General features: G+C 72.6%; 18 protein-coding genes and 1 pseudogene. 12 read left to right on the forward strand and 7 right to left on the reverse strand.

What is annotated here, in order from left to right; all coding sequences use genetic code 11:
• Positions 1-8 precede the first annotated feature (8 nt).
• From AC0NH5_RS05635 to AC0NH5_RS05645, 3 genes are read right to left on the reverse strand one after another with little or no spacing between them, the layout of a single operon-like run.
• A complete protein-coding gene (locus AC0NH5_RS05635) occupies positions 9-578 on the reverse strand; it encodes a hypothetical protein (RefSeq protein WP_474400683.1) in 570 nt (189 codons plus the stop codon).
• 35 nt (positions 579-613) lie between these two features.
• Complete coding sequence (locus AC0NH5_RS05640; RefSeq protein WP_474400685.1) at positions 614-1,840, reverse strand: ROK family protein; 1,227 nt, start codon at positions 1,838-1,840, stop codon at positions 614-616.
• Positions 1,837-4,020, reverse strand: a complete 2,184-nt coding sequence (locus AC0NH5_RS05645; protein WP_474400686.1) for an alpha-galactosidase — start codon at positions 4,018-4,020, stop codon at positions 1,837-1,839. Before AC0NH5_RS05645 ends, AC0NH5_RS05640 begins: the two co-directional genes overlap by 4 nt.
• An 89-nt stretch (positions 4,021-4,109) precedes the next feature.
• Here AC0NH5_RS05645 and AC0NH5_RS05650 point away from each other — a divergent pair, with 89 nt between their 5' ends.
• The 4 genes from AC0NH5_RS05650 to AC0NH5_RS05665 all read left to right on the forward strand — a co-directional run bounded on the left by AC0NH5_RS05650 (position 4,110) and on the right by AC0NH5_RS05665 (position 8,871).
• Positions 4,110-6,575, forward strand: coding sequence for a glycoside hydrolase family 2 protein (locus tag AC0NH5_RS05650; protein ID WP_474400687.1), 2,466 nt, complete (start codon positions 4,110-4,112; stop codon positions 6,573-6,575).
• Position 6,576: 1 nt separating this feature from the next.
• Entirely contained in the window at positions 6,577-7,464 is an 888-nt protein-coding gene (locus AC0NH5_RS05655; RefSeq protein ID WP_474400689.1) for a LacI family DNA-binding transcriptional regulator, read from the forward strand.
• A 183-nt stretch (positions 7,465-7,647) separates the two neighbouring features.
• A complete protein-coding gene (locus AC0NH5_RS05660; RefSeq protein ID WP_474400690.1) occupies positions 7,648-8,469 on the forward strand; it encodes an isocitrate lyase/PEP mutase family protein in 822 nt (273 codons plus the stop codon).
• A gap of 153 nt (positions 8,470-8,622) precedes the next feature.
• Positions 8,623-8,871 (forward strand): hypothetical protein, encoded by a 249-nt coding sequence (locus tag AC0NH5_RS05665; protein WP_474400692.1) that lies wholly within the window; start codon positions 8,623-8,625, stop codon positions 8,869-8,871.
• Positions 8,872-8,974: 103 nt separating this feature from the next.
• Here AC0NH5_RS05665 and AC0NH5_RS05670 read toward each other — a convergent pair whose 3' ends face one another.
• Positions 8,975-10,585 (reverse strand): serine hydrolase domain-containing protein, encoded by a 1,611-nt coding sequence (locus AC0NH5_RS05670; protein ID WP_474400694.1) that lies wholly within the window; start codon positions 10,583-10,585, stop codon positions 8,975-8,977.
• Positions 10,586-10,768: 183 nt separating this feature from the next.
• On the opposite strand from AC0NH5_RS05670, the gene AC0NH5_RS05675 reads away from it, so the two are divergent.
• The 3 genes from AC0NH5_RS05675 (at position 10,769) to AC0NH5_RS05685 (ending at position 14,800) form a co-directional block, all read left to right on the forward strand.
• Positions 10,769-12,094: a hypothetical protein gene (locus AC0NH5_RS05675; protein WP_474400696.1), complete on the forward strand. Its 1,326-nt coding sequence runs from the start codon at positions 10,769-10,771 to the stop codon at positions 12,092-12,094.
• A gap of 31 nt (positions 12,095-12,125) precedes the next feature.
• Positions 12,126-13,691, forward strand: a complete 1,566-nt coding sequence (locus AC0NH5_RS05680) for a hybrid sensor histidine kinase/response regulator (RefSeq protein ID WP_474400697.1) — start codon at positions 12,126-12,128, stop codon at positions 13,689-13,691.
• A 62-nt stretch (positions 13,692-13,753) separates the two neighbouring features.
• Positions 13,754-14,800, forward strand: coding sequence for a pectinesterase family protein (locus AC0NH5_RS05685; protein ID WP_474400699.1), 1,047 nt, complete (start codon positions 13,754-13,756; stop codon positions 14,798-14,800).
• Here AC0NH5_RS05685 and AC0NH5_RS05690 read toward each other — a convergent pair.
• Positions 14,797-15,426, reverse strand: a complete 630-nt coding sequence (locus tag AC0NH5_RS05690; RefSeq protein ID WP_474401371.1) for a PaaI family thioesterase — start codon at positions 15,424-15,426, stop codon at positions 14,797-14,799. The two genes, AC0NH5_RS05685 and AC0NH5_RS05690, sit on opposite strands and share 4 nt — an antisense overlap.
• Before the next feature lie 222 nt (positions 15,427-15,648).
• Between AC0NH5_RS05690 and AC0NH5_RS05695 the strand changes: the two genes are divergently transcribed.
• On the forward strand, positions 15,649-16,080 hold the full coding sequence (locus tag AC0NH5_RS05695; protein WP_474400700.1) for a type II toxin-antitoxin system Rv0910 family toxin: 432 nt from the start codon (positions 15,649-15,651) through the stop codon (positions 16,078-16,080).
• A 4-nt stretch (positions 16,081-16,084) separates the two neighbouring features.
• Here AC0NH5_RS05695 and kstR read toward each other — a convergent pair whose 3' ends face one another.
• Positions 16,085-16,705, reverse strand: a complete 621-nt coding sequence (kstR, locus tag AC0NH5_RS05700) for a cholesterol catabolism transcriptional regulator KstR (protein WP_474400701.1) — start codon at positions 16,703-16,705, stop codon at positions 16,085-16,087.
• 102 nt (positions 16,706-16,807) lie between these two features.
• Between kstR and AC0NH5_RS05705 the strand changes: the two are divergent.
• From AC0NH5_RS05705 to AC0NH5_RS05720, 4 genes and pseudogenes are all read left to right on the forward strand, one after another.
• Positions 16,808-17,668: pseudogene (locus AC0NH5_RS05705) on the forward strand (bifunctional MaoC family dehydratase N-terminal/OB-fold nucleic acid binding domain-containing protein); the annotation flags it as partial.
• Positions 17,660-18,028 carry a hotdog family protein gene (locus tag AC0NH5_RS05710; protein WP_474401373.1) on the forward strand — a complete coding sequence of 123 codons (369 nt, stop codon included), beginning with the start codon at positions 17,660-17,662 and terminating at the stop codon, positions 18,026-18,028. The pseudogene AC0NH5_RS05705 and the gene AC0NH5_RS05710, both read left to right, overlap by 9 nt.
• Positions 18,025-19,161: a lipid-transfer protein gene (locus tag AC0NH5_RS05715; protein WP_474400703.1), complete on the forward strand. Its 1,137-nt coding sequence runs from the start codon at positions 18,025-18,027 to the stop codon at positions 19,159-19,161. Before AC0NH5_RS05710 ends, AC0NH5_RS05715 begins: the two co-directional genes overlap by 4 nt.
• Before the next feature lie 85 nt (positions 19,162-19,246).
• Positions 19,247-19,795: a hypothetical protein gene (locus AC0NH5_RS05720; RefSeq protein ID WP_474400705.1), complete on the forward strand. Its 549-nt coding sequence runs from the start codon at positions 19,247-19,249 to the stop codon at positions 19,793-19,795.
• On the opposite strand, the gene AC0NH5_RS05725 is transcribed toward AC0NH5_RS05720, so the two are convergent.
• Positions 19,796-20,950, reverse strand: coding sequence for a macrolide family glycosyltransferase (locus tag AC0NH5_RS05725; protein ID WP_474401375.1), 1,155 nt, complete (start codon positions 20,948-20,950; stop codon positions 19,796-19,798).
• Positions 20,951-21,006 lie beyond the last annotated feature (56 nt).

A 21,006-nucleotide genomic window follows, 5' to 3' on the forward strand; every position in this document is an offset into this window, starting at 1 on the left:
GCGCGGGGTCAGGCGGCTGCTTCACGCCGGGCGCCGCGCAGGGCCGGCACCACCGCCGCGTACAAGGCCACACCGGACCCGACCCCCGCGACCAGCCCGACCAGGCCCGCGGAGCCGCCCATCGCGTTCACCAGGAAGCCGGCCAGCCCCAGCGCGGTCATCGCCGCGCCCAGCCAGTGGTAGAGCGGCATCCGCCAGGCCCACGCCAGCCCGAAGAAGTGCACCCCCACCACCACAGCGATCCAGGCGACCGAGACCTCGGGCGCGTCCAGCACCTCGTTGATCACCGCCAGACCGCCGAACAGCGCGACCACCTCGGCCACCACGATCAGCTGATATCGCCGGTCGGCGAACCCACGACCGCCGGCCGGCGCACGCTCGGCCTCTCCACCCACGGTCCGGAACAGCGCCACGACCAGTCCCACCGCGATCAGCGCCCCCGCCGCCCGGATCACCCACGGCCACAGCCCCGGCAGTCCACCGCTGTTCACCATCACGAACACCGTGCCGAACGAGATCGCGATCAACGATCCGGTCACCAGCCCGCTCGGCCGCTTCCTGCCATTCATCCCCGTCATATCGGCGATCTTAGTTCCCGCTGCGGGTGACCGGGCTATCGACGGAGGTGGGACTGCAGCACGAGCGCGGCAGCACCGGTGGCCGAGGCGGTGGCCGCCGCGAGAGAGACGGTGACGGTCACCGACCGCCGCCACGTCCGGGTGTCCGCCGGCGAGACCCGCCGCATGATCGCCGGCCCGTAGACGAACGACGCCGCCGCGAAGCCGGGCCCGGTCAGCACGACCAGGTCGATGTCGAGAAGGTTCACCACCGACTCGGCGGCGGCAGCCACGTAGCGGGCGGAATCCTCGAGCAGCTCCAGGCAGCGGGGTCCGCCGGCCCGGGCGGCCCGGGCGATCGCCGCGAAGTCGGCTGCCACGCTGCGCGGTGAGCCGGGGTCGATGCCCGCCTCGGCCGCCGCGGCCGGATCGGTGCGGGCGGCCTGCACCACGGTTCGCGGCCCGGCGAGGATCTCCAGGCAGCCGCGGCTGCCGCACCAGCACTCGGGCCCGTCCACCTGGACGCACACATGACCGAACTCGCCCGCCGCGCCGTGCCCGCCGCGCATCGCCCGGCCTTCGACGACGATGCCGGCGCCGATGCCGCTGCCCATGTAGAGCGCGGCGAAGGCCTGCTCGGGCCCGACCCGGGCGACCCAGTACTCGCCGACCGCGGCGGCGGTGGCGTCGTTCTCGACCAGGACCGGCCGGCCGGTGGCGTCGGCCAGCCGGCTGCCGAGCTCTTCGCCGTCCCAGCCGCGCAGGTGGGGCGGGGCGTCGTCGAAGCGGGACACGCCGCTGCGGGGCCCGGGCCAGACGACGCCGATCCCGAGGCAGCGGGCCGGGTCGACGCCGGAACCGGCCAGCAGCGTGTCGATGCCCGCGGTCAGGTGCGAGAGGAGAGCGTCGGCGGGAGGCTGGGTCGGCGCGGGCCGGGCCAGCCGGGAGATCACACCGCCGGTCTGGCCGGTCAGCACGTACGTGGTGACGTCCCGGTCGAGGTAGACCCCGACGGCCAGCCGGGCGGCCGGGTCGAGACGCAGCAGGGTGCGGGGCTTGCCGCCGGTCGGGGTGCGGCCGGTCTCCACGATCAGGCCCTCTTCGAGGAGGCGGCGCACGGTCATCGACACGGCGGCCTCGGTGAGCCCGGTCATCGCCGCCAGCTCGACCCGGCTCAGCGGCTCGGAAGCGCGGATCGCGTCGAGGATGCTCTCGCGGGCGCCGGGGCGGCGGCCGCGTCCTGGTCGGCCGACCGGCGCGGCGTCACCGACCGCTTCTCTCAACTCGCCACCACCCTGACAGCCTGGTCGTCGACTGCTGTGGCGCGCACGAGCATGACGCGATCGGGGTACAACACCGGAAGCCGCAGCCCGGAGCCGCCGAGCACACGCCCGGTGAGGTGGACGCCCTGCGGCGTGCACCAGGGTAGCGCAGCGCCCCAGGCTGCGGCGTTACCGTCGGGAACGTCACCCGGCGGCTGGGCCCGCACGCGGTAGACAGTATCCGGGTCGAGCCCCGGCAGCAGCACCGTGCCCGGCGGGTAGGCGTCGCTGGTGGCGGTGGCGATCAGCGCGAAGAGCGCGTCCGCCGGCGTGACCACGCCGGTGACCGAGTACGCCGGGTCGGCGACGTCGCCGTGCACCAGCGTCCCGGTGTGCAGCAGGCCGCGCACCTCCTTGTAGAGGGCGACCCACTCGGCGAGCCTGTCCAGGTCGTCGGCGGAGGCTGTGGTCAGATCCCATTCGATGCCGAGGTGACCGAAGAGGGCCAGGCCGGCGCGCGCGTCCAGCGGCAGCGTCCGGTGCGTCGTGTGCGACTGCGGTGCCCCCACGTGCGAGCCGATCAGCTCCAGCGGCACCAGCAGCGACGTCCACCGCTGGATCGCCACCCGCTCGTGCGCGTCGATGCAGTCCGACGCCCAGATCCGGTCGGTCCGCTCCAGGATCTCCAGGTCGACCCGGCCGCCCCCGGAGGAGCAGGACTCGATCTCGACGCCGGGATGCCGGGCCCGCAACTCGGAGATCAGGCGGTAGACGGCGTGGGTCTGATCGTGCACCCCGGCCCGGCCGGTGCCGGGATGTCCGGCGTCGACGAGGTCCCGGTTGTGGTCCCACTTCAGGTAGGAGATGTCATATTCGGTCAGCAGCGCGTCAAGCCGCTCCAGGATCCAGGCTCCGGCGGCCGGGTTGGCGAGATCCAGCACCTGTTGTGACCGGGCCGGTGGCGGCAGCCGGTCGTCCACCGCCATCATCCAGTCCGGATGCGCCCGGGCCAGGTCGGAGTCCGGATTGATCATCTCCGGCTCCACCCAGAGCCCGAACTCCATGCCCAGCGCACGCACCACCTTGATCAGAGGGCTGAGCCCTTCCGGCCACACGTCCGGCGACACGTGCCAGTCGCCGAGGCCCGACGTGTCGTCCCGGCGCGATCCGTACCACCCGTCGTCCAGCACGAATCGCTCGGCGCCGACTGCCGCGGCAGCCTGGGCAAGTTCGGTGAGCCGGCCCAGATCGTGATCGAAATACACCGCCTCCCAGGTGTTCACCACCACCGGACGCGGGGTCGAGGGATGCTGCGGCCGCGACCGCAGATAGTCGTGGAACCGCTCGGACAGCGAATCCAGGCCGTCCGCCCCGAAGGCGCCGTAGATCCATGGTGTCGTGTAGGAATCGCCCTGACCGAGACCGATCTCTCCGGGGAGCAGCAGCTCGCCGCCGCCGAGGGCGGAATGTCCGTGATAGTTGCGCTCGGCGACCGTCCGCGACCCACCGGAGAACGCGGTGTGCACCCCCCACACCCGTCCCTGCCGGTTCGCGAACCCGGCCGTCCCGGCGCACAGCACATAGGCGGAGTCGTAGCCGGTGCGCCCGGTCCGGTTCTCCCGGACCCGCAACCCATGCGTGAAGGCGGTCCGTTGCGGCGAGCGTTCCCGCAGGTGGTGACCGGTGAAGTCGAGCAGCTCGACGGTCTCGGCCGGCACCGGCAGGAACAACGTGAGATGGTCCAGCCAGTACGTTCCGGGCGCCGTGCTGGTCAGCGTCGCCCGGGCCCGCAGCACCCCGGACGGGTGCAACTCGATCTCCCACCTGAGGGCCAGCTCCGCGACATGATCCGCAGCCGTCAGGCGTACGCCCAGAGCGTCCCGTTCGATATCGGTCATCTCGAACTTGCTGGACCACGACCGGCCGTCCCGGTGGCCGGCCAGCCCGGGGTGCCCGAGCCATCCGGCCGACTGTTCGGGCAGGATCGAGACGCGGACCGGGGTGTCGGCGGAGAATCCGATCGGCTGCGGCGCGGCAGCCAGCGCGAGATCGGCGAGTCGCGCGCCGGAGAGGTCACCCAGGGCCTCGCCCCAGTGCACGACGGCGGGCAGTGACGGGCCGCGGCAGTCGAGCACGACGCTCACCCCGGCCGTGCTCAGATGCACCAGGCCGGCGCGGTCGGTGTCGCTGCTCGGGCGCATCGTGCCTCCGGGTTCACCAGCGTTGACGGACTTCGTTCAGTAGCTTAAGAATGTGGGAGCCCCGGCGCGGCGGCAACCCCCTTCCCGACATGACGAGGGAGCACTCCGACATGCTCAAGACCGACCTGCACGTGGGCTGGACCGTCCGGGCCGCCGGCGGACCGGTCCCACCGGAGATCGCCGCCTCCGCGCTGCCCGCCACCGTGCCCGGAACCGTGCACACCGATCTGCTCGCCGCCGGCGTCATCCCGGACCCCTACCTGGGCGCCAACGAGGCCGGCCTCACCTGGTTCCACCGGTCCGCCTGGCGCTACGACACCACCGTGGTCGCCGAGCCGGCTGCCGAGGGTGAACGGGTCGACCTGGTCTTCGACGGCCTGGACACGGTCGCCACCGTCGAGTTCGACGGGACCGAGCTGGGCCGCACCGTGAACATGCACCGTGGCTACCGGTTCGACGTGCGGCACCTGCTGCGCGACGGCGCGATCCCGCTCAGCGTGCGGTTCGACTCCGCCCTGGAGCACGCGGAGGAGTTCGAGCGGCAGTTCGGCAGCCGCCCCCGGCCGTACCCGCATCCGTTCAACGCGGTCCGCAAGATGGCCTGCTCGTTCGGCTGGGACTGGGGTCCCGACCTGCAGACCGCCGGCATCTGGAAGGGCGTGCGCCTGGAGCGGTGGCGGGTCGCCCGGCTGGCGTCGGTCCGGCCGCTGGCCACCCGCAACCGGCTCACCGTGCACGTGTCGCTGGAACGAGTCGCTGACGGGCCGCTCACCGTCGAGGTGACCGCCGGTTCGCGGACCGTCCGCGCCGAGACGGCCACCGACTCCGCCGTCGTGGAGCTCGACGTGCCGGACGCGCCGACGTGGTGGCCGGTCGGGTACGGCGAGCAGCCCCTCGTGCCGGTGTCGGTGCGGTTGCTGCGCGGCGAGGACGTGCTCGACTCGCACGAGACCCGGGTCGGGTTCCGGGACGTGCGCCTCGACGAGACCCCCGACGAGGCCGGCAGCAGGTTCGCGCTGGTCGTCAACGACCAGGAGATCTTCGTCCTCGGCCTCAACTGGATCCCCGAGGACCACCTGCTCACCCGGATCACCCGGGCCCGGCTGGCGGACGCGGTGGACCGCGCCGTCGCCGCCAACACCAACCTGCTGCGCGTCTGGGGCGGCGGCATCTGGGAGAGCGACGACTTCTACGACGTCTGCGACGAGCGCGGCGTCCTGGTCTGGCAGGACTTCCCGCTGGCCTGCGCGGCGTACGCGGAGGACGAGCCGCTGCGCTCGGAGATCCTCGCCGAGGCCCGGGAGAACGTCACCCGGCTCGCGCCGCACCCGTCACTGATCCTCTGGAACGGTGGCAACGAGAACATCTGGGGGCATGAGGACTGGCGCTGGAAGGAACAGCTGAACGGCGCCACCTGGGGCGCGCGGTACTACTACGAGGACTTCCCGGCGCTGCTGGCCGAGCTCGACCCGACCCGGCCGTACCACCCCGGCAGCCCGTCCAGCCCCGGCCGCGACCCCGAGGTGGTGCACCCCAACGACGAGCGGTACGGCACCCGGCACGAGTGGGAGGCGTGGAACCGGCAGGACTACACCTTCCACGACAACTTCACGCCCCGGTTCTGCTCGGAGTTCGGCTGGCAGGCCCCGCCGGCCTGGTCCACGCTCGTGGCCACCCTGGAGCCGGCCGACCTGCACCAGGAGTCGGCGGCGTTCCTGCTGCACCAGAAGGCCGAGGACGGCAACGGCAAGCTGAACCGGGGCCTGGCCCACCACATGACGGTGCCCGAGGACTTCGCCGCCTGGCACTGGGCGACCCAGCTCAATCAGGCGCGGGCCACCTCGTACGCGATCGAGCATCTGCGCTCGCACGCCCCGCACACCATGGGCAGCATCCTCTGGCAGCTCAACGACTGCTGGCCGGTGACCTCGTGGTCGGTCGTCGACGGCGCCGGGCGCCTCAAGCCGGCCTGGTACGCGCTGCGCCGCGCGTACGCCCCCCGCCTGCTCGCGTTCGTCAAGCGGGACGGCGGCGCCGTGCTCGCCGCGGTCAACGACACCGACGCCGCCTGGCAGGCCACCGTCGCGCTGCGCCGGGTCCGCTTCGACGGCCCCTCGCTCGCCGCCGCCGACGTCCCGCTCGACGTCCCCGCCCGCTCGGTGGCCCTGCTGCCGGTCGACGGCGGCCTGCTCGCCGCCGCTGAGCCGGACCGCGAGGTGCTCGTCGCCGACGTCGAAGGGCACCGCGCCACCCACCTGTTCGCCGAGGACTTCGACCTGCACTACGACCCCGCCGCGGTACGGGCGCACGCCGTCGCCGTCGAGGGCGGATATGCGATCACCGTGACCGCCGCGTCGTTCGCCCGGGACGTGGCCGTGCTCGCCGACCGGGTCGCTCCCGACGCCGTCGTCGATGACATGCTCGTCGACCTGCTGTCCGGAGAGACCCACACGTTCACCGTGTCCACCGGCGCGGCCGTGGACGCGGAGGCGTTCTCCGCCGCCGAGGTGCTGCGCTCGGCGAACTCGCTCACCATCCCGGCCAAGGTCGGCTGACATGGGGCCGGGCCTCGAGTCCGCTCCCGGGTGGCCGATGAGCCGGCCGGACGGGGGCGGACTGATCGGGCTGGTGCTCACCGGCAGCGCCGCCCGGGTCGGCGTCGAGCCGTTCTTCATGGAGCTGATCGCCGGCATGGAGGAGGCCCTCGCCCCGCGCGGCGCCAGCGTCCTGCTGCTGGTGGTGCCCGACCTGGCCGCCGAGCTGGACACCTACCGGCGGTGGGCCGGCGACCACACCGTCCGCGCCGTCGTCGTGGTCAACCTGGTCCACGACGACGTCCGCCCGGCCCACCTGGCCGGCCTCGGCCTGCCCGCGGTCCTGGCCGGCCGGGCCGAGGCGCCCGGCTTCTCCCGCGTGGTGACCGACGACGCCGGGGCGATGACCGCCGCGGTCGAGATGCTGGCGTCGCTCGGCCACCGGGTGATCGGCCGGGTCAGCGGGCCGGCCGACCTGCTGCACACCGCCGAGCGCACGGCGGCCATGCGCGCGGCGGGCGAGACCCGTGGGGTACGCGTGCACATCGTCGAGGGCGACTACGGCGCCGAGTCCGGGGTCAGCGGCGTGCACCGGCTCCTGGCCGCCGACCCGGTGCCGACCGCCGTGGTGTTCGACAACGACGTGATGGCCGTCGCCGCCGAGCAGGAGTTGATCCGCACCGGCGTGCCGGTGCCCGAGCGGCTCAGCCTGCTCGTCTACGACGACTCCCCGCTGTGCGAGCTCGCCGTGCCGCCGCTGTCCGCCCTCAGCATCGACGTCCACGACCACGGTCTGACGCTGGCCCGTGCCGTGCTGGCGGCCCTGGACGGCGCCCCACCCGCCGACCACGCCGGCCCCCCGATCCGCGTCCTCCGCCGCGCGAGCACCGCCCCCCTCCACCCCGTCTGACCCCGCGGCCGTGTGTGAACTTCCGGTCCGATCCGAACCCAACCTTCACACGCGCCGGGGGCGGGACGTTGTGTGTGAAGTTGCGGTCGGATATGGACCCCAACTTCACACGCGAATGGGGCGGGCCACTTCGCGAGGATTGGAACGGGCCTGCGGTGGGGCCGCTGTGCCAGGGTGTGATCCATGAGCTCACTCCGCGATCGCTTCCGCGCGCTGCACGAGTCCGGCACGTTCCTGCTGCCGAACCCCTGGGACGCCGGCTCCGGCCGGCTGCTGGAGTCCCTCGGGTTCGCCGCGCTCGCCACCACGTCTTCCGGGCTCGCGGCCAGTCTCGGCAAGCTCGACCAGCAGGTCACCCGGGACGAGCTGGTCGCGCACGTCGCCGCCCTCACCGCGGCCGTGACCGTGCCGGTCAACGTCGACGCGGAGCGGCTGTTCGCGGACACCGTGGTCGGCATCGGCGAGAGCGTGGAGTTGCTCGCCGAGGCGGGCGCGGCCGGGATCTCGATCGAGGACTACGACCCGGGCACCGGCAGCGTGGAGACCCTCGCCGCCGGCACCGAGCGGGTAGCGGCGGCGGCCGAGGCGTGCGCCCGGCACGGCATCGTGCTGACCGCCCGCGCCGAGAACCACCTGTACGGCCACGACGACCTGGACGACACCATCGCCCGGCTGCGCGCCTATCGGGACGCCGGAGCCGACGTGCTGTACGCGCCGGGGCTGCGCGACCGGGACGAGATCGCCAAGCTGGTGGACGCGGTCGGGGCGCCGGTGAACGTGCTGGCCGTCGGTGGCGGCCCGAGCGTGGCGGAGCTGGCCGGGCTGGGCGTCCGCCGGGTCTCCACCGGTGGGGCGCTGGCCTGGGCGGCGTACGGCGCGGCCCGCGACGCCGCCCGCGAACTGCTGGACGCCGGCACCACCACGTTCCGCTCGCGCTCGCTGACCGACACCGAGGCGCAGGCCGCTTTCGGCTCCCGATCTCACGGATCGTCACCGAAGTCCTGATACGCCGCGTGATCTTAGCGGGGTGAACTTGACACCCGGGGCGACCCTCCAGGAAGGTAACTCCTCCGGCTCATTGAGCAGGGAATACGACGGGAGGGCGCTCTCATGGAGGTACACCCGGACGACCACCACGCGCTCACGGAGGGTAACTCCGTGGTTGAGCAGTGGCGGCGCAGTGAGCACGCCGCCGAGGTCGCCGCCGAGCTGATGCGCCTCAACGGCGGGACCGTGCCGATGAGTGACCTGCTGTGGCTGGGCGCCGAGTCGCTGCTGCCCCGGCAGTGGCGGGCCGGCCGGGCGCCCGAACCGCAGGAGGCGGCGGCCCAGGTCTACGACCGGTGGCGCCTCCTCGAGCAGCGCCGCATCGAGCGGCGCCTACGCGCGGACGACGCCTCCGCCTGACGGGGCTTGCTCAGCCCCCTACCGCTGAGGGGTCCGGACGGACCACCGAAGCCGGCGGCCGGGCGACCGTGATGGCCACCCGCCGCCGGCCCGGCGGAACGCGTCAGGACAGCAGCGGCCGAAGCAGCCCCGGGAGCGGCAGACCCGGCAGCGTGGTCGCCGGCGCACGCTGTGTCGTCGAGGGCTCTGTCGTCGACGGCGGGGTCGCCGTGGGCTGCGTCGGGGTGGCGCTGTGCCGGTAGAGCCGCCCGCCGATGCGCAGCCAGGCCACCGACCCGTCCTCGTCGCGGACGAAGTTGAAGCGGTTGTTGCCCACCGTGCCGTCCGCGTTCAGCGGGAGCACGTAATCCTTGCGGTAGAACACCAGCCGCAGGATCTCCTCGCCCTGGAAGCGGACGCTGAGCTGCCCGGCGTCGGGCACGACCTCGAACTCGCTGACGACGGTCTCGCCGGCGAAACCGATCTGCGTGCCGGCGTAGAAGCCGCGGTAGGGCGCCAACTCCGCGTCGCTGAGTGAGCGCGGGGTGGCCGGGAGGTTGTGCACGCCGGCGAAGCGGCTCAGCGCCCAGTCCCCGGCGAACAGGTCGTCGAGCAGGGTCGGACCGGTGACCGAATTGGTCAGCACGGTGAGCGCGAAATCCCGTTCCGGCACCATCAGGAAGCCGGAGTGCTGACCGGCCCAGTCGCCGCCGTGCTGCACCACCCGCACGCTCTCGGCGGTCGGGCGCAGCATCCAGGCCACCCCCATCCCGTCAAGCTCGACCAGGAGCGTGCCGCCGGGACCGCGGTCGGACTGCATCTCGCGCAGTGAGCGGCGGGTGAGCAGCCGCCGGTCGCTGCCCGGCACCCGGCCGTCACCGAGGTGGAAGCGTGCCCAGCGGAGCTGGTCACGGGCACTGGAGATCAGGCCGCCGGCGGGATTGATGGCACGCGGCATCGCCCAGAGCGCCGGCTGTGGCTCGACGTCGGTCTGCGCCTCGTTGACGCCGTGCGGCACAGCCCAGCGCACGCCGGGCAGATCCTCCAGCGAGAACGCGCTGTGCCGCAGACCCAGCGGCCCGGTCACCAGGTCGTGAACGGCCTGCTCGTAGACCCGGCCGGTCGCCACCTCGATCACCCGGCCGGCGACCGAGATGGCGGCGTTGTTGTAGGAGAACACTGCCCCTGGGCGGGTCAGCTGAGGGACCCGATGCATCTCCGCCACGTAACGCGCGAGGGCGCCGTCGTCGTCGCCGGTGTCGAGGAAGTAGTCGCCGAGCCAGCCGGCACTGTGGTTGAGCGCCTGGCGCAGGGTGACCCGCGCGGAGGCAGCCGGATCGGCGGTGCGGAAGCCCGGCAGATAGCTGCGGACGGTCCGGTCCAGGTCGAGCCGCCCGCGCTCGACCAGCCGCATGGCTGTCGTGCCGGTGAACGGCTTGGTGGTCGAGGCGACCCGGAAGACGGTGTCGCCGTCGACCGGCTGCGGGTCGGTCAGGCTGGTGACCCCGAAGCCGCGCACGAAATCGCGACCGCGGTAACGCAGACCATAGGCCACCCCGGGCACCCGGAACGCGGCCATCGCCTGCTGGATCTTCTCGTCGAGCTCACGGACCACGGACGGCACCCGTGTCCCGGAGGCGCTCGCCGGCCCGCCGATCAGCGGAACGGTGGCCATCGCGACCGCGCCCCCGGCGGAGGCGCGCAGCAGCGAACGGCGAGAAATCGGCTCGGACATCGGTCGACCCCCTGTCTTTGTCGGGCCTCACTCTATAAACCGCCGTCACTGTCCGCCCAGGTGCCGTTCGTCATGATCCCGACCTGGTGCGCCGAACCACCGAACGTGCGGTTGGTGCGATTCCGGCCGCTCAGCACACGCCCCGCCCCGGCCGAAAGGCCGGATGACGCATCGGTGGAGGTGATGGACCGGATGGTTCCGGAACGGGTCGGCGACTGGGTGCTGACCGAACTGCCCCGGCTCAACCAGGCGATCCTCGGCGACCACGCTCCACCGGGTCTGCTCCTCGACGAGTTGGCGGAGCACGTCCTGAGCTGCCTGCCGGAGGTCGCGCGGCTCACCCCGGAGCAGGCGCGGCAGTTGGTGGTGCTGCTCGGCTTCGTCGGCGCCTCGGTGGCTCGCCACTATCAGGAGCACACCACGGGCGGCACCAGTCATCCGGAGCACGCCTTCGACCCGCTGACCGTGGGTGGCGCCGAGATCCCGTTCCTGGCGTACTACGCCAAGCTCGCCGAGCACACCGGCACCGGGCACTACCACCGGGACAGCTACGCCTCGCTGGTGCGCTGGAACGTGGGCACGATCCGGGTTCGGCTGGGCGACGAGACGCTGGCCGAGCTGCCCGGGGTCTTCGACGACGGGCGCATCCGCAGCTACACCGGCACCCCTGGCGAGGAGAGCTTCTTCCTGCTGGTCAAGCAGGGCGAGGCGGTCGAGCTGGCGGTCAACGAGCTGCTGTGCCCGCTCACCCGGGAGAGCCGCAGCCTGATCTGCGCGGACGCCCGCCATCGGGTCCGGGCGGCGACCACGCTGCTGGGTGCCCTGCGGGAGCTGTTCGTCGAGTACGGCGCGCTGCCCTCCGAGCAGTCGATGCCACCGGAGCACTTCATGGACGTGTTCCGGCAGTTCGCGGCGCACTGGACCGCCGGCGACATCCCGCCGAGCGGCGCGCTGGACCCGGAGGCGCTGAAACGTGACTTTTTGCTCGGCCTGGCCGTCGACGATTACGACCAGCAGGCGCGGCGGCTCTTCCCCGCCCTGCTGGAGCCGGAGCGGACCGTGATCGACGACCTGATCCACCGGCCCACGCTCCCGGAGCGGATGCTCGACGAGATCGGCTCGAGCCCGGTGGAGATCAGATTGTCCGACGAGGGCGACCTGCGCCGGTTGGTCGCCCACCACCCGGCCCTGGTCGACTGGCACCGCCTGTTGTCCATGCACGCCCGGGTCTCCGGCGCGCATCTGATGCTGAGCAAGCGGTTCCTGTTCCATCCCCAACGGCAGCGGGACGCGGCCGGCCTCGGCGACCGGGAGCTGGTGTCGAACCGGGCCGGCACCACCGGCATGACGGAAACCTTCCTGGAGCGGCTGACCCGGGCCCGGCAGAACCACGTTCTCGCGCCGCTGCGCCCGGTGCTTCTCGGCGAAAACCCCGAAAAGGGCGCTCCGGCGGGGGTACGGTCCGGACGGGGAGCGGCCGCACCGGTCCTGGTGGAACTGACTGGCTGAGACCTTGACGGACGAGCGAGCCGGGAGCGGTGTGAGCACACGAACCGGCGCCGGGACGCGGCGCCCCCGGGACGCCGGCTGGCCGCTGCCCGACATCGGCCGCGATCAGCTGATGGCGCTGATCGACCACACCTCCGCGGTCATCTACATGCGCGACGCGGACGGTCGATATCTGCTGGTCAACCGGGAGTACGAGCGTCTGTTCGAGTTGCGCCGGGAGGACATCGTCGGGCTCACCGACCACGACCTGTTCCCGGCGGAGGTGGCCGACGCGTTCCGGACCAACGACCGGCAGGCGCTGGCCGGAGGGATACCGGTCCAGATGGAGGAGGAGGCGCCCGGCCCCGACGGGCCCCGCACCTACCTCACGGTCAAGTTCCCGCTCTTCGACGAGGCGGGGGTGGCGTACGCGGTGGCCGGCATCTCGACCGACATCACCGATCGCGTCGCCGCCGAGCGTCAACGTGCGGAACTGGAGCAGACGCTGCGCCAGGCGGAGCGGCTCGACTCGCTGGGCCAGCTGGCCGGCGGTATCGCGCACGACTTCAACAACATCCTGGCGGTCATCGCCGGGTACGCCGACATGCTGGTCGAGGACCTCGGCGAGGACCATCCCAGCGCGGCCGACGCGGCCGGGATCAAGGCCGCCGCGACCCGCGGCGGCGCGCTCACCCGCCAGCTGCTGATCTTCAGCCGCTCCGAGCCGTCACAGCCGGAGATGCTCGACCTCAACGCCGTGGCCACCGACATGGAACGGCTGCTCGCCCGGACACTCGGCGAGAACATCACGCTGAACACCGTGCTCGCCCCGGACCTGCCGCCGGTCCTGATGGACCGCAGCAAGCTCGAGCAGGTGGTGACGAACGCCGCCCTCAACGCGCGGGCCGCGATGCCCGCCGGCGGGCGGCTGACGATCTCCACGACGGTCGAGCACGAGGGCGGGGGAGAGGACCGCGTCTGCCTGGCGATCACCGACACCGGCTCCGGGATGCCGCCGGAGGTGCTGGCCCGCGCGTTCGAGCCGTTCTTCACCACCCGGGGGCGGGGCAGCGGCACCGGGCTGGGGCTGGCCACCGCGTACGGGGTGGTCACCGACGCGGGCGGGACGATCAGCCTGGAGTCGGAGGTCGGCAAGGGCACCACGCTGCGGATCCGGATGCCGGCCGGCGACCGGTCCGCGCCCGGGGTGAGCCCGGCCGCGCCCGCCGCGCCCGCGCTCGCCGGCGCCGGTCATCGGATCCTGGTGGTCGAGGACGAGGAGGCGGTCCGCGACATCGTCTGCCGGCTGCTCGGCAAATCGGGGTACGAGGTCTTCTCCGCACCGCATCCGGCCGAGGCGCTGCGGTTGTGCCGGGCCGAGCGGCTCGAGTTCGATGCGCTGCTCACCGATGTGATCATGCCCGGCATGTCGGGTACGCAACTGGCCGCCGAACTGCGGGCCGAGCGGCCGGACCTGCCGGTGGTGTTCATGTCCGGCTACACCAGCGGGCCGGCGCCCGGTGGGCAGGAGTTGCCGCCGGACGCGCCGTTGATCCGCAAGCCGTTCGAGACACAGACGCTTCTCAATGAGGTGCATCGGGCGCTCGTCCGGCGTTGACGGCTCGGCGCGGGTGCAATACGGTCCTCAGGAAAGCCCTTTCCTGCACCTCGGAGGCGTATATGCGTAGACGTTCGTTCCTCCGCGTCTCGACCAGCATCAGCGCTGTCGCCGCCACCGGCCTGGCCGCTCGCCCGGCGCTCGCCGCGGGCCCCCGCCCCAACCTGATCGTGGCCGCCGACGGCAGCGGCGACCACTCCACCGTGCAGGCCGCGATCGACGCGGCGGCCCCCGGCGACGTCATCGGCGTGCGCCCCGGCACCTATCTCGGCCAGGTGATCGTCCCGGCCGACCGGACCGGGATCGAGCTGCGCGGTCTCGGCCGGCGCCCGGGGGACGTGGTGATCGCGGACGACCGGGCCAACGGGACCCCGAAGCCGGGCGGCGGGACGTGGGGCACCTCGGGCAGCGCATCGGTCACGATCGACGGCGCCGGTCTGCGCGCGGTCGATCTGACGTTCGCCAACCTCTTCGACGAGGCGGCCCACCCGGAGATCTCGGGCCGGCAGGCGGTGGCCGTGCTGACCCGCGCCGACCGGGTGGTCTTCGAACGGGTCCGGTTCCTCGGCAATCAGGACACGCTCTACGTCAACAGTTCGGCCGCCGGCGTGGTGGCCCGGGTCTACCTGCGGGACTGCTACGTGGAAGGTGACGTGGACTTCATCTTCGGGCGGGCCACGGCGGTGTTCGAGCGCTGCCATGTGCACTCGCTCGACCGGGCCGGGACCCCGGCGGGTTACGTGACCGCGCCGAGCACCGATGCCACCAATCCGTACGGGTTCCTGTTCACCCGGTGCCGCTTCACGTCGGCCGCACCGGCGGGGTCGGTGCTCCTCGGCCGGCCGTGGCATCCCGGCAACGAACCGAACGCGGTCGGCCAGACGATCGTCCGGGACTCGGTGATCGGGGCGCACATCCCGGCTGTGGCCTGGTCGGACTTCGGGGTCTGGCCGTGGCGTGAGGCCCGGTTCGCCGAGTACCGCAATCACGGGCCGGGGGCCGTTCGCTCGGCTGACCGGCCGCAGCTCTCGCCCGCGGAGGCGGCGTCGGTCACGCCCGGCACCTATCTGCGGGGCGGCGACGACTGGGCCCCGCACCGCTGTCCTTAGGCCCGGGACCGGCCGGCCGGGCCGAACAGGCGCTCGGCCTGGTCGGCGCGCAGCGCGGCGAACACGCCGGTCGCCTCGGCCAGCGGCGTCGACGGGTCGCCGGCGGTGGCGATGTGGCCGGTGACGGTCACCCGGCGGCCTTCGACCGTCTGGACGGCCGCGGTCAGGCGCAGCGGGGTCAGCAGCGGGACCGGGCGTCGGTACGACATGTCCAGGCGCACCGTCATCCCGGGATGACCGGCGAGGCTCGCCGCGTACCCCAGCATCTGGTCGAGCAGCATCGCGCTGACGCCGCCGTGGGCGTACCTCGGTGGTCCTTCGTAGGCCATCCCGAGCGTGCAGGTGCCGGTCGCGACGCCGTCGCCGGGCGAGAGGGTGACGGGCGGGGCCAGTGCGCTGCCGGCGCCGGTCACCGGGTTGTACATCCGGACGCCGCCCAGCAGGTCGTCGGCGGTGGCGGGGACGTCCCGGCCGCGCACCCGCTCGCCCAGCGGCGCGGCGGCCTGCCGGATCCGCTCGGCGGCCCGGCGCAGCTCGCCGGCCGGCATCTCGGTGGTGGTCGCGAGCTCGATGAGCTGCCGCAGCGCGTCGCCCAGGTCGCTGATCGCCGCGCGGCGGAGCGGCATGCTGTCCGCGGCGGGTGGACGGCTGCCGTTGTGGTCCTCGGCGTCGGTCACCGGGCGCCCTCCCGAGCGTAGGAAACAGCATCAGGTTCTACCAAGCCGGGCGCTGCGCGCACGCTCACGCCTAGTGAACCCGGTCACACTCCTATAACCTGTTCTAGTTATCGCGGTGGCGTGGATATGCCGGCGCGGCGGCCAGCCGACAGCGTTCAAGGAGGAACAGCGATGCCCAAGGTCAGCGTCTCGGCCACCACCACCGCCGACCCGGATCAGGTCTGGCGGGTGCTCACTGATCTGTCCCGGACACCCGAGTGGAACGACATGCATCAGGGCTTCACCGGCGACGTGCCCGCCACTCTCGCCGAGGGCGTCACGTACAAGCAGAAGGTCAAGCTGATGGGGATGCCCGCCGAGATGGCCTGGAAGGTCGTCACCGCGGACACCGGCAAGCAGTTGGAGCAGGCCGGGGACGGTCCGATGGGCGTGAAGGCGAAGAACCGCTTCCTGCTGGAGCCGGCCGACGCCGGCACCCGCATCACGTACGACATGGAGTTTCTCGGCCCTGCGTTGAACGGCCCGATGGCCGCGATGCTGGAGAAGCAGGCCGGGCCCGCCGCGAAACAGGCCCTGGACAAGTTGACGGGCCTGGTCGAGTAAGGGCCTAGTGGAGCAGCAGCCGGGTGGCCAGCTCCAGGTGGTTGACCACGTCGTTCGCCGAGGCCCGGCGGGTCACCCACGCCACCAGGTTGGACAGCCAGACGTCGCCGATGACTCGCGCCTTGGCCCGGTCGTCGGCGGTCGGCTCACCCTCGGCGTGGATCGCCCGGGTGACCATCTCCTCCATGAGCCGGGCCACCGCGTTCACCTCGGCGCTGGCGGACGGGTCGGCGAACATGAAGGCCCTCGTCATCGCCTCGGCCAGCAGCGGGTCGCGCTGCAGGGCACGGGTCATCCGGCCGAGCACATAGATCGTGCGCTCGTAAGGCGTGTCGCCGGGGATCGGCTTGCGGCCGAGCTTCTCCTGGATGGCCTCGAGCTCCACCGACAGTGCCGAGACCAGCAGGTGGATCTTCGAAGGGAAGTATCGGTAGAGCGTGCCGAGCGCGACCTCGGCGCGTTCCGCGACCGCGCGCATCTGCACCGCGTCGTAGCCGCCCTTGGAAGCCAGGGCCAGGGTGGCCTGCAGGATCCGGCGGCGCCGGTCGCGTTGCGCGGCCGAGCCCTGCTCGGCGTCAGCGCCGGACAGGGTGCCCCGGGTGGTACTCGTTCTCGCTGTCGCCATGGTCGCCCTCTCGCCGGTGAATCAAGCCTAGCAACGGCGTGTTACCTCCAGACGCCGGCCATCGGTGGTGCGGGATAAATGAAACATGTTCTAATCGGTGACATGAATCACCGGCCGGATGTCACCGAGACCGCCCGGCGGCTGGAGGAGGCCGGCGAGTCCGCGCCACGGGCCGGTCGCGACCCGGTCAACCGGCCGATGATCCGGAGCTGGCTGGAGGCGATGGGTGACGCGAACCCGCGGTACGAGCGGGAGCGGGTGGCGCCGCCCGCGATGATCCAGGTGTGGACGATGCGCGGGCTCGGCCCGCCCGCCGCCACCGGCGACCCTCTGCAGGTGATGTCCGAGGTGCTCGAGGACAGCGGCTACAGCGCGGTGGTGGCGACCGATTCCGAACAGACCTATCACCGCTATCTGCGGGACGGCGAGGATCTCACGGTCCGCAGCCGCCTGGAGTCGGTGGCCGGGCCGAAGCGGACCGCGCTCGGCGAGGGCTGGTTCGTGACCACGCTCAGCACCTGGTACTCGGGTGCCGAGGCGGTCGCCGACATGCGGTTCCGGATTCTGCGCTACCGGCCCGCGCCGCCGGTGGAGACGCTCGCCGGGCAGCCGCTGCTGCCGGTGATCACGCCGGACACGGCGTTCTTCTGGGACGGGATCGCCGCGGGTGAGCTGCGCGTCCAGCGCTGCGGCGGATGCGGGGCGCTACGTCATCCGCCCGGGCCGGCCTGCCCGCGGTGCGCGGCGATGGAGCCGGAGCACGTGGTGGCGGCCGGCACCGGCCGGGTGCACAGCTTCACGGTCCACCACCATCCGCCGGTGCCGGGGCGGCGCGCGCCGTTCACGGTCGTGCTGGTGGATCTCAGCGAAGGCGTCCGGATGGTCGGCGAGTTCCGTGGCCGGCGGGTGCGGATCGGCGACGCCGTGCGGTTCGCGGTCGAGGACGGTCTGCCGGTGTGGCGGGCCGACGTGCCGTCGCTGCCGGTGTGGGAGTTGCCGGTGACCCCGACGCTGGTGATCAGCACGGCCCTGGCAACGCGGGACTTCCAGGACGTCCACCATGATCGGGACGCGGCGGTGCGGCTAGGTGGCCGGGACATCTTCGTGAACATCCTGACCACCACCGGCCTGGTGCAGCGTTATGTGACCGACTGGGCGGGGCCGTCGGCCGATGTGCGGGCGATCTCGATCCGGCTGGGGGCGCCGTGCCATGCCTACGACACGCTGTCCTTCTCCGGGTCGGTGGACGGGGACGAGGTCTCCGTCGTCGGGCGGACCGCGGCCGGCGTGCACGTCACCGGCACCGTGCGGGTCACGCGATGACCGCGGCGATCGCCGGGATCGGCGCCACCGAGTTCGGCAAGGACTCCGGGCGCAGCGAGCTGAGGCTCGCGGTCGAGGCGGTGCGGGCCGCGCTCGACGACGCCGGCCTGCGGCCTGCCGACGTCTCCGGCCTGGTCACCTTCACCATGGACGCCAATGCCGAGATCGCCGTCGCGCGCGAGCTGGGGATGGGCGAGCTGAGCTTCCTGAGCAGGATCGGGTACGGCGGAGGCGCCGCGTGCGCAGTCGTGCAGCAGGCCGTCCTCGCCGTCGGCGCCGGTCTCGCCGACGTGGTGGTCTGCTACCGCGCCTTCAACGAGCGGTCCGGCCGCCGGTTCGGGCGGCCCGTCGTCTCCCCGGACGCCGACTCCGGCTGGCACCACCCGATGGGTCTGGCCACCCCGGCCGCCATGGTCGCCCTGATCGCGCAGCGCTACCTGCACGACTTCGGCGCCTCGCCGGACGACTTCGGCCGGGTCACGGTCGCCGCCCGCCGGCATGCCGCCACCAACCCGTCCGCGTGGTTCCACCGGCGGCCGATCACCCTGGACGACCATCGGGCGTCGCGGTGGATCGCGGAGCCGTTGCGGCTGCTCGACTGCTGTCAGGAGAGCGACGGGGCGGTGGCCGTGGTGGTCACCTCACTCACCCGCGCCCGGGATCTGGCCCGGCCGCCGGTGGCGATCGCGGCCACCGCGCAGGGCAGCGGGCCCGGCCAGTTCGTGATGACCAGCTATTACCGGGACGAGGTGGCGGCGCTGCCGGAGATCGGCGTGGTGGCTCGCCGGCTGTGGAAACACTCCGGCTATCGGCCGGCGGACATCCGCACGGCGGTGCTGTACGACCACTTCACGCCGTACGTGCTGATGCAGCTGGAGGAGCTGGGCTTCTGCGGGCGCGGGGAGGCGCGGCACCTGGTCGCGGACGGTGGGATCGAGCTGGGCGGGCGGCTGCCGGTGAACCCGAACGGCGGGCAGCTCGGCGAGGCGTACATCCACGGAATGAACGGAATCGCCGAGGCGGTCCGGCAGGTCCGGGGGACCGCTGTCAACCAGGTGCCGGGCGAAGGGCCGGTCCTGGTGACCGCGGGGACCGGAGTGCCGACCAGTGGTCTGATCCTGGCACCCGCCTGACGGCCGGAGTTGTCGCGTTTCCGGCGCGGAAGCGCAGGTGGGAGCCCTATCCTGGGTCCTCCGCCGACGCTGTTGAGGATCTGTCTTGCCGAACCGCCGCATCCTGTTCGCCGCCCTCCCGCTGCTCACGCTCGCGGGCTGCACCGCGGATCCCACCATCCCGGCCCCGTCCGGGTCCCCGGCCGCCGCCGTCACGTCGGTCGCCTCTGCCGGGGCGAAGGCCGCCTGGGACAAGCTGGTGGAGCCCTGCGGGTCCGGTGAACTGGTCGTCGTCCAGGACGTGGCGATGGCCGACGTGACCGCGGACGGGACACCCGACGCCGTGGTGGCCCGCGCCTGCGAGGGCAACACCGATTACGGGCCGTCCCGGGTCGAGGTCTTCGACGGCACGTCCTCCGCCGCCCGGCCGCAGCGGCTCGGCACCCTGCTCAGCGACGTCGGGGCCGACAAGCCGTTCGTCGACTCCGTGGAGTACACCGACGGCGCTGTGCTGATCAAGGCGAACGGCGTCGACGAGACGAGTGACGCCGCCTGCCCCGAGGTGGTCTACACCTACCGCTACACGTACGCCGCCGGCGCGTTCGCGCAGGCCGGGCGTTCGCAGGAGCCGGACGAGACCTGCGGCCCGGCCTGATCACCGCAGCGCTGCCTCGATCAGCTCGGCGGCCCGGACGGCACCGCCGTCGGCCCGCACCTCGGCCTTGATCCGCGCGCACCGGGCCGCCACCCCCGCGTCGGTGGTCAGGTGCAGCACCGCCTTGCGCAGCTCCTCGGCGGTGACCGTGGCCGAGTCGACCACCTGCGCGACGCCGAGCGCGGCCAGCTGGTCGGCGTTGGCGAACTGGTCGGCGGCCTGCGGCGCGGCGATCATCGGCGTCCCGCACCAGAGGCCCTCGCTGCTGCCGCCCATGCCGGCGTGGGTGAGGAAGACGTCCGCCTGCTCCAGAACCGCGAGCTGCGGCACCCACTGGTGCACCTCGACGCTCGGCGGCACCTGGCCCAGCTCGGCCGGGTCGACGTGGCTGCCGACCTGCAGCACGGTGTGCCAGCCGGGCAGCGCGCCGAACGCCTCGACGCAGCGCAGATAGAAGTCGGGACGCTTGGTGAACGCCGAGCCGAGCGAGACCAGCAGCACCTTCTCGGCCGTCTCCGGTCGGCGCCAGCCGCCCTGCGCCGACCGGTCGCCGAGGACCGGGCCGACGAAGTCGAAGACGGCCGGGTCGACCCGGCCGGCGTTCGGCTGCAGCGCCTTCGGGATCAGCACCAGGCCGCGGTCCGGCCGGCCCATGAAAGCGGGGCCGTCGGTGACGCTCGAGCCGGCATCGGCCAGCCAGGCGGTGAACCGGCGGTAGTAGCCGGCGCCCCGCGGGTCGGCGCGCATCGCGTCGATCATCGGGGCCATCTCCTCCTCGAAGCCGTCCCAGGCGACGAACGTGGGGGAGAGCTGTATCGCCGGGATACCCCACCGTTCGCCGAGGATCCGGGCCGGGGAGCCGGCGATGTCGTAGAGGAACAGGTCCGGGCGGTCGTCGGCGTAGGCGGCCTCCACCTGCGGGAGCATGGCGATCGCGTCGTCCAGGAAGAGCGTCAGCTGGTCGATCGTGTCGCCGCCGTGCTCGTCTGCGGTGGGCAGGCTCGTGGCGTACGGCTTCAGCTCGGCGCCGGCCGCCCGGATCGGCTCGGCGAACGAGGGGTCGTTGGCGTAGGTGACCCGGTGACCCCGCGCGACGAGGGTGCGCAGGATCTCCAGGCTCGGGTTGACGTGCCCGTGGAACGGGATGCTGACCATGGCGATGTGCGGCACGGGGAGTCCTCTCCTGGCGACTGACGAGACGCAACGTCTCG

The sequence above is a fragment of the Actinoplanes sp. 13 genome, from assembly GCF_056134165.1.

Bases quoted from the DNA above. Each gene is read 5' to 3' on its own strand.
- AC0NH5_RS05635 (WP_474400683.1), bottom strand. From the start codon at position 578: ATGACGGGGATGAATGGCAGGAAGCGGCCGAGCGGGCTGGTGACCGGA.
- AC0NH5_RS05645 (WP_474400686.1), bottom strand. From the start codon at position 4,020: ATGCGCCCGAGCAGCGACACCGACCGCGCCGGCCTGGTGCATCTGAGC.
- AC0NH5_RS05650 (WP_474400687.1), top strand. From the start codon at position 4,110: ATGACGAGGGAGCACTCCGACATGCTCAAGACCGACCTGCACGTGGGC.
- AC0NH5_RS05655 (WP_474400689.1), top strand. From the start codon at position 6,577: ATGGGGCCGGGCCTCGAGTCCGCTCCCGGGTGGCCGATGAGCCGGCCG.
- AC0NH5_RS05660 (WP_474400690.1), top strand. From the start codon at position 7,648: ATGAGCTCACTCCGCGATCGCTTCCGCGCGCTGCACGAGTCCGGCACG.
- AC0NH5_RS05670 (WP_474400694.1), bottom strand. From the start codon at position 10,585: ATGTCCGAGCCGATTTCTCGCCGTTCGCTGCTGCGCGCCTCCGCCGGG.
- AC0NH5_RS05675 (WP_474400696.1), top strand. From the start codon at position 10,769: ATGGACCGGATGGTTCCGGAACGGGTCGGCGACTGGGTGCTGACCGAA.
- AC0NH5_RS05685 (WP_474400699.1), top strand. From the start codon at position 13,754: ATGCGTAGACGTTCGTTCCTCCGCGTCTCGACCAGCATCAGCGCTGTC.
- AC0NH5_RS05690 (WP_474401371.1), bottom strand. From the start codon at position 15,426: ATGCCGCTCCGCCGCGCGGCGATCAGCGACCTGGGCGACGCGCTGCGG.
- AC0NH5_RS05695 (WP_474400700.1), top strand. From the start codon at position 15,649: ATGCCCAAGGTCAGCGTCTCGGCCACCACCACCGCCGACCCGGATCAG.
- kstR (WP_474400701.1), bottom strand. From the start codon at position 16,705: ATGGCGACAGCGAGAACGAGTACCACCCGGGGCACCCTGTCCGGCGCT.
- AC0NH5_RS05715 (WP_474400703.1), top strand. From the start codon at position 18,025: ATGACCGCGGCGATCGCCGGGATCGGCGCCACCGAGTTCGGCAAGGAC.
- AC0NH5_RS05725 (WP_474401375.1), bottom strand. From the start codon at position 20,950: ATGGTCAGCATCCCGTTCCACGGGCACGTCAACCCGAGCCTGGAGATC.